Source organism: Micromonospora sp. NPDC047740, assembly GCF_043204735.1.
Classification (GTDB): Bacteria; Actinomycetota; Actinomycetes; order Mycobacteriales; family Micromonosporaceae; genus Micromonospora.
Window position 1 is genome coordinate 176,749 of the sequence record NZ_JBIDCT010000002.1, and the last position, 12,677, is coordinate 189,425.

General features: G+C 70.3%; 13 protein-coding genes. 6 read left to right on the forward strand and 7 right to left on the reverse strand.

Going from position 1 to position 12,677, the window contains the following annotated elements:
- Nucleotides 1–4: 4 nt before the first annotated feature.
- Nucleotides 5–415, reverse strand: coding sequence for a VOC family protein (locus tag ACGF4F_RS05355; RefSeq protein WP_393075134.1), 411 nt, complete (start codon nt 413–415; stop codon nt 5–7).
- A 291-nt stretch (nt 416–706) separates the two neighbouring features.
- Here ACGF4F_RS05355 and ACGF4F_RS05360 point away from each other — a divergent pair, with 291 nt between their 5' ends.
- Complete coding sequence (locus tag ACGF4F_RS05360; RefSeq protein ID WP_393075137.1) at nt 707–1,666, forward strand: DMT family transporter; 960 nt, start codon at nt 707–709, stop codon at nt 1,664–1,666.
- Nucleotides 1,667–1,777: 111 nt separating this feature from the next.
- Here the strand turns inward: ACGF4F_RS05360 and ACGF4F_RS05365 are convergent, their stop codons facing one another.
- The 3 genes from ACGF4F_RS05365 to ACGF4F_RS05375 all read right to left on the reverse strand — a co-directional run bounded on the left by ACGF4F_RS05365 (nt 1,778) and on the right by ACGF4F_RS05375 (nt 4,011).
- Nucleotides 1,778–1,969 (reverse strand): hypothetical protein, encoded by a 192-nt coding sequence (locus ACGF4F_RS05365; protein WP_357434250.1) that lies wholly within the window; start codon nt 1,967–1,969, stop codon nt 1,778–1,780.
- A gap of 189 nt (nt 1,970–2,158) precedes the next feature.
- Nucleotides 2,159–3,016 (reverse strand): tetratricopeptide repeat protein, encoded by an 858-nt coding sequence (locus ACGF4F_RS05370; protein ID WP_393075140.1) that lies wholly within the window; start codon nt 3,014–3,016, stop codon nt 2,159–2,161.
- Nucleotides 3,017–3,621: 605 nt separating this feature from the next.
- Nucleotides 3,622–4,011: a hypothetical protein gene (locus ACGF4F_RS05375; protein WP_393075143.1), complete on the reverse strand. Its 390-nt coding sequence runs from the start codon at nt 4,009–4,011 to the stop codon at nt 3,622–3,624.
- A 262-nt stretch (nt 4,012–4,273) separates the two neighbouring features.
- On the opposite strand from ACGF4F_RS05375, the gene ACGF4F_RS05380 reads away from it, so the two are divergent.
- Nucleotides 4,274–4,648 (forward strand): hypothetical protein, encoded by a 375-nt coding sequence (locus ACGF4F_RS05380; RefSeq protein WP_393075146.1) that lies wholly within the window; start codon nt 4,274–4,276, stop codon nt 4,646–4,648.
- 10 nt (nt 4,649–4,658) lie between these two features.
- On the opposite strand, the gene ACGF4F_RS05385 is transcribed toward ACGF4F_RS05380, so the two are convergent.
- Nucleotides 4,659–5,492: a carbon-nitrogen hydrolase family protein gene (locus ACGF4F_RS05385; protein WP_393075597.1), complete on the reverse strand. Its 834-nt coding sequence runs from the start codon at nt 5,490–5,492 to the stop codon at nt 4,659–4,661.
- A gap of 190 nt (nt 5,493–5,682) precedes the next feature.
- On the opposite strand from ACGF4F_RS05385, the gene ACGF4F_RS05390 reads away from it, so the two are divergent.
- Both ACGF4F_RS05390 and ACGF4F_RS05395 read left to right on the forward strand, forming a co-directional pair.
- The gene (locus tag ACGF4F_RS05390; RefSeq protein WP_393075149.1) at nt 5,683–6,252 is read left to right on the forward strand and encodes a nucleotidyltransferase family protein; all 570 of its coding nucleotides are present in this window, start codon (nt 5,683–5,685) and stop codon (nt 6,250–6,252) included.
- Nucleotides 6,253–6,329: 77 nt separating this feature from the next.
- Complete coding sequence (locus ACGF4F_RS05395) at nt 6,330–6,620, forward strand: response regulator transcription factor (protein WP_393075152.1); 291 nt, start codon at nt 6,330–6,332, stop codon at nt 6,618–6,620.
- Nucleotides 6,621–6,692: 72 nt separating this feature from the next.
- Here ACGF4F_RS05395 and ACGF4F_RS05400 read toward each other — a convergent pair whose 3' ends face one another.
- Complete coding sequence (locus ACGF4F_RS05400) at nt 6,693–7,103, reverse strand: hypothetical protein (RefSeq protein ID WP_393075155.1); 411 nt, start codon at nt 7,101–7,103, stop codon at nt 6,693–6,695.
- 98 nt (nt 7,104–7,201) lie between these two features.
- On the opposite strand from ACGF4F_RS05400, the gene ACGF4F_RS05405 reads away from it, so the two are divergent.
- Nucleotides 7,202–9,886 carry an AAA family ATPase gene (locus ACGF4F_RS05405; RefSeq protein WP_393075158.1) on the forward strand — a complete coding sequence of 895 codons (2,685 nt, stop codon included), beginning with the start codon at nt 7,202–7,204 and terminating at the stop codon, nt 9,884–9,886.
- 23 nt (nt 9,887–9,909) lie between these two features.
- On the opposite strand, the gene ACGF4F_RS05410 is transcribed toward ACGF4F_RS05405, so the two are convergent.
- A complete protein-coding gene (locus ACGF4F_RS05410) occupies nt 9,910–11,121 on the reverse strand; it encodes a helix-turn-helix domain-containing protein (protein ID WP_393075600.1) in 1,212 nt (403 codons plus the stop codon).
- Between the two features lie 184 nt (nt 11,122–11,305).
- Here ACGF4F_RS05410 and ACGF4F_RS05415 point away from each other — a divergent pair, with 184 nt between their 5' ends.
- Complete coding sequence (locus tag ACGF4F_RS05415) at nt 11,306–12,676, forward strand: cytochrome P450 (protein WP_393075161.1); 1,371 nt, start codon at nt 11,306–11,308, stop codon at nt 12,674–12,676.
- The last annotated feature ends 1 nt before the right edge of the window (nt 12,677 follow it).

Below are 12,677 nucleotides of genomic sequence, written 5' to 3' on the forward strand. Positions count from 1 at the left end.
CGGTTCAGCGAAGCTCCTGGATGCGGACCAGGTTGCCGGCGGGATCGCGGAAGGCGCAGTCGCGGATGCCGTACGGCTGCTCGGTCGGCTCCTGGACGACCTCGGCGTCGCCGGCCTGCACCTTCTCGAAGGTGCCGTCGAGGTCCCGGGTGGCCAGCAGGATCCAGCCATAGGTGCCCTTGGCCATCATTTCGGCGATGGTGCGGCGTTCGTCCTCGGTGATCCCAGGGTCGGCGGCCGCCGGCGCCAGGAGGATGGACGTGTCGGGCTGGTTGACGGGGCCGACGGTGATCCAACGCATCTTGCCCTGGCCGACGTCGCTGCGGACCTCGAAGCCGAGGACGTCCCGGTAGAAGGCCACGGAGGCGTCCGGGTCGACATGCGGAAGGAAGCTCGTGTGAATGGTGATGTCCATGACGATCATGCTAGGTGCGGCTCCGTGGCCTGCACTTCTTGATTCCTGATCGATCTTGGCCACTTCATCACCAGCCGGGACAGGGCCTTTCCTCAGCCACCGGTCCCAGGCAGCTACCATCGCGAGGTGAACTCCTACTGGCACGTCGTTCTGCCGCCGCTCTGCGCCTGATCGGGCGCAGACACTAATGGTGTGAACCCCTGACCCCGTCGACCGCGGCGGTTCAGGTTCCTGTGGTGCGCCCGTTTCGGATCGAGTCCCAGACGCATTCGACGACGGAAGACCACTACTGTGCCGAACCGCATTTCACCTCAAGCTCCCACCTACCCGGCTGCCGGCCAACGCCCCTCCCGCACCGGTTCCCTGGGCGGCCCCGCGCCCATCCTCACCGCAGCCGTTCTCTGGGGTACGACCGGGACCGCCAGCTCCCTGGCACCCGCCGGTGCAACGGCGGCGGCGATCGGCGGCGCCGGTCTCACCCTCGGCGGCACCCTGCTGTTCCTCACCTCACGCCGCGCTCGCTCGCTGCCCGCCGTTTGCACCCGCCCCGAACGGTGGCTGCTCGTGCTGGGTGCGCTGGCGGTGGCCGGGTATCCGGTCACCTTCTACCCCGCCGTGGCCCGGACCGGCGTGGCGGTGGCCACCGTGGTTGCCCTGGGCAGCGCGCCGGTCTTCGCCGGCCTGCTGTCCTGGATCACCTCGCAGGCCCGGCCGACCGCACGCTGGAGCGGCGCCACCGCGGCCGCCGTGCTGGGTTGCACCCTTCTGGTGCTCGGCCCCGGGCTCACCGGACATGCCGCGCCCATGGACCTGACGGGCGTCGCACTCGCCGGGTGCGCCGGTCTGTCGTACGCCGCCTACTCGCTGATCGGCGGGAAACTGATCACCCGCGAACACCCTTCCGACGCGGTGATGGGCGTGCTGTTCGGCGCCGCCGGGCTGCTCGTCCTGCCGCTCGTGCTGTTCACCAACCCGCACTGGCTCGCCACCACCCGCGGCGCGGCGGTGGCACTGTATCTTGCCCTGTTCACCGTCTACCTGGCCTACCGGCTCTTCGGGCACGGACTGCGCCGTACCCCCGCGTCGGTGGCCACGTCGCTGACCCTGGCCGAGCCTGCCGTGGCAGCGGTCCTGGGTGTCGCCGTCCTCGATGAACGCCTGCCGGCCGCATCGTGGTCCGGGATGGTCGTCCTCGCCCTGGGCCTGGTCCTCCTGACCGTCCCCGCTGGTGCTGGTAGCCGAAGGCGATAAGCCGCCGCTCGGGCAGTCTGGTCCTGTGGCTTCGTCGTGACGGGCGGCGACTGTTCAGCGGGGGAATGTCGTGGCCGGGTGCGCTTTCCAAGCCGCACCCGGCCACCTCACTCACACCAGACTGGCGCCGAACCGCTGGCCGTCGAACTCGCGGACGCGAACGTTTACGACCGTGCCGACCTCGGCCTTGGCGCTGCGCACGAGCCCGGGCACGCCTGCCGGAGTCTCGACGAGCACGCCGAACGGCAGGACCTTGGTCACGGTTACGGCGACGACATCGCCGGCTCGCATCGGGGTGGTCATAGAGTCTCACCCCCTCTCGATCATCGGGGTGATTCGGGGCGGCGACGGTGCGCGTCGCAGTCCTCCCTGGTCTCGTGCGACCGACGCAGCGCCGGGGTCCACCCGGACATCACGCCGAAGACGTTAACACCGGTGGCGGTGTTCAGCGGAGGATCACGACTCCCCCTGAGTCTGTCTCACGATCTACGGTCAGTCACGGTCCGTATGGTGCGCCGTGCGTCGTCCGGCGCGAAGGAACAGGGGAAGCCCCAAGACGCCCGACAATGCGATCGAGATCAGGCCGAGGACGGCTGCGGCGGGAACTCCGCGCGTGGCACCGTATCCCGCACCTGCCGCGATGATTCCGGCGGCGCCAGCCGCTGTGGCCACCTGGGGCAGAGTGAGCATCGGAAGCGCGCCGCGTGCCGACCAGGTGACCAGGCCGCTGACAAAGATGACGGCCAAGGCGACAAGGCCGGGCCAGATCATCCAAGTAGCGTCGCTCGCCCTGCCGGTATCCACCGCGAACCACCCGAACAGCAGCACGATCGCGATCGGGAAGGCCGCAAGGTTCACCGCGATCGTCTTGGTGCGGCGATGGATCGCCCGATATCGCCTGGCCAGCCTTCGTGTCGGGGGACTGCTCGGATTCACGGTGAGCGCCCGCTGGATCAGCTCCTCGAACCGCGCCACGTCGCGATCGACATTGAGGACGTTCGAGGCAAGCAGACTCAGCGCCTCGTGATCATCGGGCGCAAGCTCCACCGCGCGCTTCGCGTCGGCATACGACTCCCGATCCCTGGCGAGTATGAGATGAGCCAACGCACGGTAGCGGTAGGCGGTCGCGTCCTCAGGATTGGCTTCGATTGCTCGACTGGCCGCGTCGACCGCGGCGGCATCGTCGCCGAACCCGATCAGCGCTCCGGCGAGGCGGCGCCATGCAACGCCATCGTCCGGGTGCGCCGCCAGATGCTCGCGTAGCAGTGCGATGGCGGGCTCGAACCGCTCGGCCAGCACCAGTTCGCGCGCGCGTGCGACAAGGTCTTCGCGGTTTTCAGGCTGTGGCACGATGCGGCTGCTCCTTGTTCACGCTTGATCAGCCGGTGCGGCGTTCCTCCCCGCACTCTCCCGACTGGCACCCGATACCGCAGCACACCGGCGGCGTTACCGGTAGCCGCCGACACCGCCGCTGACAGCCGGGCGGACACGAAGCGCCCCCACGCGAGGCGGTGGGGGCGTTCGTGGTTCAGCTGAGGCAGGGCCGGCTAGCGAGCCAGCACGACCACGACCGTGGCGATGCATCCGATCATCACGGTCGTGACGGCCAACGCCGCGTACGGCAACCAGTCGCGCGGCTCCGGTACCTGCTGCGTTGGCTGATTCCGCGCGGCAGGCACCTGCCGGCTGTTGGTGGCCGGCCAACGGGGCGGCGGTGTGCGGGTGGTTGATTCGACGATCACGGGGCCTCCGGCAGCGTCAGGGGTCGCTGTTACGGGTCGGACTGTGGAGGCCGGACGGGACTGCGGGGGAGGTGTGGGCCGACATCCCGCCCGGCGAAGGGTCTGGCCATGCTTTGCGGCCGTCCCTGGTAGGTGAGCGTCGATCCGTCGTCCGCCGTTACAGCCGGCATGGTGGAGGGCATGCTCGCGGCTCGCCGTTCCGCGCCCGACCCGTCACCATCCGGCGGCCTCGGTGACCCGCGTCCAGACCTGCAGCCCGCCGACCACGACGACCAGGCCGGTGACCAGGCCACCAACGCCTGCGAGACTGCCAACGAGCCACCCTGAACGGATCCGCCGTCCGAGTAACGCGAGGAGGACCGCACCGGCGAACAGGCCGACAACGCCGACTGGGATGCCGACGAAGAACGCCACGACGAAGGCCTCGACCCGGTCCGACACGCAGAAGCTGTCGCAGGCGCCTGCCCTGTTCGACTGGTGCGCCACCCAGTAAACCGTCGCGGCCAGGGCAGCCACGAACCACGCCAGCATGACAGCGGTGCCGGTGATGACGTGCGAGGTTGAGGCCGACGGGTGGGTTGACCGCGCCTTGGACCAGGTCATGAAGTGTGCATATCACCCGATAGGCGAGACGCGCGACCCCGTAGCGGGCACTGCACGGACTGGCCACCTCCACCCGGACGCTGGCCATTCCCGTGGACGGACAACACCGGCTTACGCGGTGCTGCCTGCCTTCCTGAGCTCGTCTTCGTTCACCTGTGCGAATGGGTAGCGTGTCGCGCTGGTGCCGGCCCGTCCGGCTGCCTACCGTGTCGAGGTCCTCGACGGCACGGGGCGAGGCGCGAGCGTGAAGGAGCACCCGACGATGACGGACCTTGGGCGAACTCGCATTCCGGTACCTCGCCGGACGGCAGGCACCACGGCCGAGTTCGTTCTGGATGGCACCCCCGGCCTCCTCGTCACCGCTGTCGCAGCTGACCGGCTCACCCACGTCGAGCTGCACGTCGGCAAGCACGGCTCCACCCTGGCCGGCCTGACCGACGCCCTGTCGACCGCGATCACCACCGGCCTACACGCTGGGGCGCCCGTGTCCGAGTTCGTGGCGGAACTGCGGCACACCCGCTACGCCCCCGCCGGCCCGACCGGCGACCCCGAGGTGCCGGAAGCCACGTCGCTCGGCGACTACCTCGCACGCCGGCTCACCTGCACCGGCCGGGATATGCAACGGGGCGGGGTGTAGCCATCAACAACTACGGCGCCGTGCGATCGCTGCTGCGAGGATCCGCCACGCGGCGTTGTGTGTAGATCGTGCCGGCACGGGCGGTGGCGCGCCACGGCCGGGCGACGTGCAGAGCCACCTCCAGCTCCGGGGCCTGCCGGTCGAGGTCGACGCACACCAGCCCACTGTGGCCGTCGGCGGCGCACTGACCCAGCCAGGAGCCGTGTGGGCCGATCACTCCACTCGGCATCGCTGGGCTGCACTGGGCGGGAACCGAAACGCTGAACCACTGGCAGTTGGCGGCGGCGTAGCCCTGGGCGATCACGCCGAACACAGGGTCCTGGGAGAAGGACGAGAACAGCACACAGTCCACACCGCGGTGCAGGTAGTCGAGGAACACCTCCGCAAAGTTGATTTCGATGCAGAGGGCCAGGCCGAAACGGAATCCGGACACGTCGACCACCACCGGCTCGAAGCCGGGGGAGTAGTAGCCGGTCACCTCCGTGTGGGAGAGGTACCGCTTGTCGTACCGGTCGACGATCTCACCCCGATTGGAGATCACGTACAAGCTGTTGTGCGGCCGGTGGGGGCCGGTCAGGCGGTGGTTGCCGCCCAGCACCACCCACAGATCGAGCTCGCCGGCGAGCGCAGTGATCTCGTCGAGTTGCGCCCGGACCGGCGCCCAGTCGATGTTCCAGCCGGCGAAGTGCCGCTTCGCCTGTCCGACATAGCCGGTGAGCGCTCCCTCGGGAAACTGCACCAGGCGTGCTCCCCGCTCATGCGCCTCGCGCATGAGCGCACGCACCACGGCTCCGTTCTCGACCGGATCGCAGGTCACCAACGGTTGAGCGGCGGCGATCGTCATGGCATCCACGACGCTCGACACTGCCCGACGCCGTCCGCGGCCGCCAGACGCAGCTGAGCTCCGGCTACCAGAGACGGCACCGCTTCGCCAGGACTGCCGAGCTTGCGCAGACGCTCCGACCGAGCCTTCATCCCCGGCTCTGCCATTGCCGCCCGGGTGACAGCTGCGGTCGGGAACCTAAGGTGGGGGTGTGCGGGAGGCGATGTTGCGGGACCTGGTCAGAGCCAGTCCGTGGCTGATGGGCGCCCTCGACGTCGTACGGAACTCGGGGCTGCCCGATGCGTGGATCGGCGCGGGAGTCCTGCGCGATCTGGTCTGGGGCCAGCGGTACGGCAACGGCTTCGACCCCTCGGCGGTACGCGATATCGACGTCGTGTTCTTCGATCCGCTTGATCTGAACCGGGACAACGACGACAGAGCCACCGCTGGACTCCGGGCAGCCTGGCCGGAACCACCCTGGGAAGCCAAAAACCAAGCCGCCGTACACACCTGGTACTCCGCCAAATTCGGCGGCGACCCGGTTCCGCCGCTGCGCAGCATCGCCGAAGCGGTAGCCACCTGGCCCGAGTACGCCACCGCCGTCGCCGTCCGCCTCGACGGGCACGACCGGATCGACATCTGCGCCCCGCACGGCCTCGACGACCTCCTCGACGGCGTGTGGCGGCGAAACCCGACCCGGGTCAGCCCCGACGTCTCCCGGCAACGACTGGCCCGGCACCGCCCCGCCGAGCGATGGCCTGGTGTCCGCGTCGTGAGCTGATGCAGCCCGCCTGGCACACGGGTCCGCCTTTGGCGGTCCCGGTCCGCCGCCCACCCGCCGGTCGGCATGCGCCGGCGGTGCGGGAGATCGCGGCCGGCAACACGTACGTGTCCCCGACCCTGGCCTCGATCCTGCTGGACTCGTCCCGCGGCCGGCAACCGCTCTACCGGGTGCCCCTGTCCGACCGGGAACGCCAGGTGCTGTCGCTGCTGGTGGCCGGCGAGCGGGATCAGGACATCGCGGAGGCGCTGGCGATCAGCGTCCGCACGGTCCGCTCCCACCTCGATCGGATCCGGGAGAAGACCGGGCGCCGAAGGCGGCCGGAACTGACCCGGCTGGCGATCGAGGAGGGCGTCGCCACCCCGTGACCCCTCGTCGTGAGCGCGGCCGACGTGCCTCGGCGCCCGCCCCTACCAGGGCGGGCGCCGAGGGCTCGCGGCTCACCCGGCCTTGCGGAGGCCGGCGAACTGCAGGACGGTGAAGCCGGCGACCGCCACCGCCTGGACGATCACCAGTGCGATGCCGAGGCCGGTCAACGGGAACCAACCGGCGACGAGCAGCTCGACGCTCGCGACCACCCAGACGACGTTGACCGCCATCACCACACCCACCGCGGCCCGGCTCACCGTCGGCCGCGCGGCGAGGAAGAACAGCGCGGCGGCCCACGCGACCAGGAAGACACCGATCGGGTAGAGGAGGGCGGCGGGCAGCCCGAACAGCTCCCCGAAGATCGCCGCGACGACGACGTAGACGACTCCGTTGGCGCCCGAGCCCAGCGCGTCCTGCTTGAGGGCGAAGCGGAGCAGCTTGGCGTCGGCGGCGGGGTGGACGGTGCTGGCGACGGTGGTCATCCCGGGGGTCCCTTCGTAGTACGTCCGTGCGGATGATCACGAAGCTACGGAGGTCCAGGCCACGCCGAATCAGTCATCGTGACGGTAGCTTCCTGACCGTGCTGCACGGACGAGTGGGGGAGCAGGCGACGATCGAGCGGCTCCTGGCGGCGGCCCGCAGTGGCCGGAGCGGAAGCCTCGTCATCCGGGGCCCAGCGGGGATCGGCAAGTCCGCGCTCCTGGAGCACGCCGCCCGGCGGGCCGAGGGCATGCGGGTGTTGCGCGGAGTCGGGGTCGAGTCCGAGGCGATGTTGCCGTTCGCCGCACTCCACCTGCTCCTGCGCACCGGGCTCGACCGGATCCACACGCTGCCCGCCGCGCAGGCCACCGCGCTCAACGCCGCCCTGGGACTGGGCGACACCGCTCCGGAGAGCCGGTTCCTGGTCGGGCTGGCCACGCTGAGCCTGCTCACCGAGCTGGCCGGGGACGCCGCGCTGCTCTGCCTCGTCGACGACGCGCAGTGGTTCGACCAGGCGTCCATCGACGCACTGATGTTCGCTGCCCGCCGCCTCGAGGCGGAAGGCGTCGTCATGCTCTTCGCCGCCCGCGCGGGCTTTCCCGCCGTGGGGCTGCCCGAGCTCCGGCTCGGCGGGCTGGACCGGGCAGCCGCCGCCGCCCTGCTCCCGGCCGACCTCCCACCGCAGGTACGGCAGCGCCTCATCGACGAATCGGACGGCAACCCGCTGGCGCTCATCGAACTGCCCGCCGCACTCAGCGCCGAGCAGCGGGCGGGACGACTCTCACCGGTGGGTGCGATGCCCGTCGCCGATCGGGTCCAGGAGGCGTTCCAGGCACAGATAGCCGCGCTGCCCGAGTCCGCGCGAACCGCGCTGCTGATCGCGGCGGCGGACGGCTCCGGTGAGCTGGGGACGCTGGTAGCCGCGGGCGCCACCCTCGACGCGCTGGGCGCGGCCGAGCGGAGCCGGCTGATCGAGGTCAAGGGGACTGTCGTCGGTTTCCGCCACCCCCTGATCCGGACTGCCGCCTACCAGGGCGCGCCGGCCACCCGCCGCCTCGCCGTACACCGTGCCCTTGCCGACGCCCTCACCCGCTCGCCGGCCGTCGACGCGGCCGACCGGCGGGCGTGGCACCTGGCCGCCGCCGCGCTCGGTCCCGACGAGGAAATCGCCCGGGAGTTGGCGGAAGCCGCGGAACGGGCACGGACCCGCGGCGGCCACGCCGCGATCGCCGCGGCCTACGAGCGGGCCGCCGAACTCACCGCCGATCCGGTACGACGATCCGGACGACTCGCCGCCGCCGCGCTGGCGGCGAGTGACGCCGGACTGATGGATCGGGCCGCCGCCCTCGCCGACCGCGCCGCACCCGATGTGGACGACCCGGACATGATCGCTGCGCTGGTCCAGGTACGCGCCCATCGCGAATTCGAGCTGGGCGCACCGCTCGCGGCGGGCCGGATCATCATGGCCGGCGTGCCACGCCTGGCAACCCGGTCCACCGAGCGGGCCACCTGGCTGCTGGTGGAGGCCATCCGCTGCGCGTGGTTCGCCGGCGACACCGAGCTGGCGGAGGAGGCGGCCGCCAGCCTCCGCGCGCTCCCCGCGATCGACTCGCCGCTGGTCACCGGTGCGCTCGGGCTGACCCGGCTGATGGGCGGTGACATCGGTGGTGGGATCACGCTCATGGGTGAAGCGGTGGACGAACACCACCGCGCCGGGCTGGGCGTGCCCGGACTGACCTTCACCGCGTCGCTGTGTTTCGCGCTGGGCCGAGCCGCCCTCGGCGAGGAGATCACCGGCGGAGTCGTGGCGGACTGCCAGCGGAACGGGATGATCGGCTGGCTCGCCAACGCGCTCCTCGACCACGGACTCGCGCAGGGGTGGCTCGGCCGGTACGGCGAGGCCACCGCGACCCTCAACGCGGGGTTGCGGCTGGCGACGGACCTGGGCCACGAGCACCGGGTCAGCCACCTCACGTGCTCGCTCGCCTGGGTGCTCGCGCACCTCGCCGACGCGCAGGAGTGCCGGGTGAAGGCCGAAGCGGGCGTGGCGCGAGCTGACCAGCAGGGCATGGTGCTCGCGGCGGCCATCGGGCGGTGGGCCCTGGGCCTGCTCGACCTCGGCCTGGGCCGCCCGGACGCCGCCCTCCAGCAGTTGCAGGCCATCCCCGTCAGCAGCATCGCCGTTCTGTCCGCCCCGGACCAGGTCGAGGCAGCTGTCCGCAGCGGCCGGCCGGGGCAGGCAGCGGAGCCGCTCGCCCGCTACCTGGCCTGGGCGCGGCACGTCCGTCAGCCGTCGGCGGAAGCGATCGCCCTGCGCTGCCGGGCGTTCGTCGAGGAGCACGAAGCGCATTTCACGCGGGCCGTGCAGCTCCATGACGACGCCCAGCCGTACGAGCTGGCGAGGACGCGGCTCGCCTACGGCGAGTGGCTGCGCCGGGCACGGCGGCGGTCGGACGCCCGCGCACAGTTGCGCGGCGCGCTGGAGATCTTCGACCGACTCGGTTCGCAGCTGTGGGCCGACCGCGCTCGCGCCGAGCTGCGCGCGACCGGGGACGTGCCGGCGGCGCCGCGCAAGGCGGGCGATCCGCTCAGCGTGCTCACTCCCCAGGAACGCCAGGTCGTACGGCTGGCGGCCGGTGGTGCCTCCAACCGCGACATCGCCGCGCAGCTCTTCCTCAGCCCGCGCACCGTCGGCTACCACCTCTACAAGGCGTTCCCCAAACTCGGTGTCACCTCCCGAGCCCAACTGGCCGCCATCGCCCGGTCCTCCTCGACGCACGGCTGACGACCGGGAGCGCCAATGGGAGGTCAAGGCTGGCGGTGCTGGTCGCGGTACTCCTGTGGCGACATGCCGTAACACGCCTTGAAGAGGCGACTGAAGTGCGCTTTGTCGGCGAACCCCCAGCGGGCGGCAATTCGCTGGATCGCCTGGTGGGCCAACCGGGGATTGATCAGATCTCGCTGGCACCGGTCCAGGCGTCGTTGGCGGATCAATCCCGCCACGGTGCGGTCCTCCTGCTCGAAGAGGCGGTGCAGGGTGCGCAGCGAGATGTGGTGGGCTGCGGCGACCGAGCTGGGGTTGAGTTCACTGTTGCCAAGGTTTTTCTCGATGAAGGCCCGGATCTCCGCACGCAGCGCACGTTCCCGGACGTCGACCGGGAGTGCCCCTTGCACCTCCAGCTGCTGCGCCAGGGCGCCGGCGGCGAGGTCCAGCGCCATCATGCCGAGCCTCGGCGCATCACTCGCGGCAAACTGCTCGGGATAGGTCACCAGGCGCTGAACGAACTGAGCGAGCAGGGCCGCCATACCTGTATCGGAGGGGATCGAGGTGGCGAGCAATCGGCGCACCCGGTCGGGATGCAGGGGCAACGACTGACGCGAGATGAGAAGGGAGATGGAGCCCGCGAGCACCGGCCCGTCCGCGAAGTGCGAGCCGGTGAACGGCCGGCTGTTGTCAAGAAGGGTGAACGACGACGGCTCCAGGGGCGACTCTGTGCGGTCCTGGATGGCGACGCTCGACCCGGTAGTCATCAGCACCAACTGGTACGTGTCGGGTTGCGATTTGCGCACCAGGCGCGGCGATCGGATGGTTTCCAGGGTTGGGTAGTGCAGCTCCGCCAGCCGGACACTGCCCAGGTCCACCCGCTTTGCCACGGCCGTGAAGTTCTCGATGTGCGGGCATCTGACGTGGGTCGGGGCGGCCTCCTGCGAGACGATCTCATACCAACAGGCAAAGCGGTCAGCTGGTGGTAGTAGGGATGTATCGAGAATCTCGGTAGGGAGCACCCCCCGGTCACCTCCACCCTGCCGTCGGTCCAGTCGAGGGATGTTACATATGAGGGCCTCCCAGCGACAGGAGTGGTAACGGCGACGTGATGTCCGCTGCGGCGCCTCGACTCGGCCAGGTGGGAGCGCCTGGTCGAAGGGTCCGGTGACGGTGCTGGCGGAGCGTGGGTGACCGGCTCCGGCGCGGATGCGTCCAGGCCGCCGCACGGGTTGACCGGTCAGGCAACATGCCACCCCACAGGTTGACCGCTCAGTCAACCTGATGGACGCACCCCATCGCCCGAAAGTCCGGTGAGGACGGTGGACATATCTGGCCTTGCGGGGCGATGCGTGCGATGATCATCAAGGGCCTTGCTTTCACGAGACCTACCTGGCCGCCGCCATGGGCTCGGTTGTACGACAGATCGTGGAGGTGCTCATGTCCGAGGCGCAGGTCGTCGCCGGCCAGGCCAGACCCGTTCCCCTGCGCCGCGCACTGCCGCACCTGGTCCGGGACCCGTTGGGGGCGCTTGTCCACTTCGGCAACCAGGCCGGTGGCGAGGTCGTGCGGCTCAACCTCGGCACCTTCCGCCCCTACCTGGTCACTCATCCTGAGCACCTGCAGCAGATCCTGCGCGACAGGACCAACTACATCCGCGACCCCGAGAGCATGCTCTGGCGGGGGGTCCGGCGGGTGGTCGGTGACGCGATCCTCGTCACCGAGGGCGAGTTGTGGGAGTCCAGCCGGGACACTCTGCAACCGTTGTTCACCGCCAAGCGCGCCGAGATGCTGATCGACCGGATGGCGGTGGCGATCCGCGAGGCGGTCGACGCTCTGGACGAGCCCGCACGAGCGGGCCAGGCCGTCGACGCCATCACCCTGATGTCGCGGGTCGTATGCCAGGCCACCACGCGGGTGCTCTTCGGCAAGAAGATCCCGTTGCCTGATGCGCTCCAGATCTACGCGCACCTGGACACGATCACGCGGACGATGGTGTCTCGCCTGATCGCCCCCGGGATGCCCTACTGGATTCCCCTGCCAGGCGACCGCGACTTCCGTAACGCCGTGGCAGGCATCGACTCGTTGGTTCTGCCGATCATCCGGAAGGAGCGGGCAGCCCCGGGCGACGGCGACGACATCATCGCGACGCTGTGCCGTCCACGGGCTGACGGGTCGCAGGCCAGCGAGGAGCAGATCCGCAGCGATGTGGTCGCCATGTTCTCCACGGCCAACGAGACCACGATCGGCGTCCTGTCCTGGCTGTGGCCGGTCCTCGAGACGCATCCCGAGGTGGCCTCCCGGCTCTACGCCGAGATCGACGAGGTAGTCGGGCATGGGCCGGTGCAGCGGACGCACATCCCGGAGCTGCGCTACACCCGGATGGTCCTGGACGAGATGCTGCGGCTCTGGCCCGCGGGCTGGACCATCCCGCGTACCGCGGTAGGGGAGCAGGTCCTGGGCGGCGTCCGGATCGAGGCCGGGGCCACGATCCTGGTGAGCCCGTACGCGACGCAGCGGATGGAGGCGTTCTGGGATCGCCCGGACGAGTTCGACCCGGAGCGGTTCGCTCCCGACCGGCCGAAGCGGCAGTACCGCTACAGCTATTTCCCGTTCGGGGGTGGCCCGCACCAGTGCATCGGCCAGTACCTGTTCCTGCTCGAGGCGCCCATCATCATGGCGACGCTCCTGAGCCGGTTCCGGTTCCGGCTCGGGCAGCCGGCCGATCTCAAGCCGCGGCTCGGCGCCTCGCTGCGGCCCCGGCCGAACACGGTCACCCTGCTACCGCGCGAACGCGCCTCGGTCTCGTGAC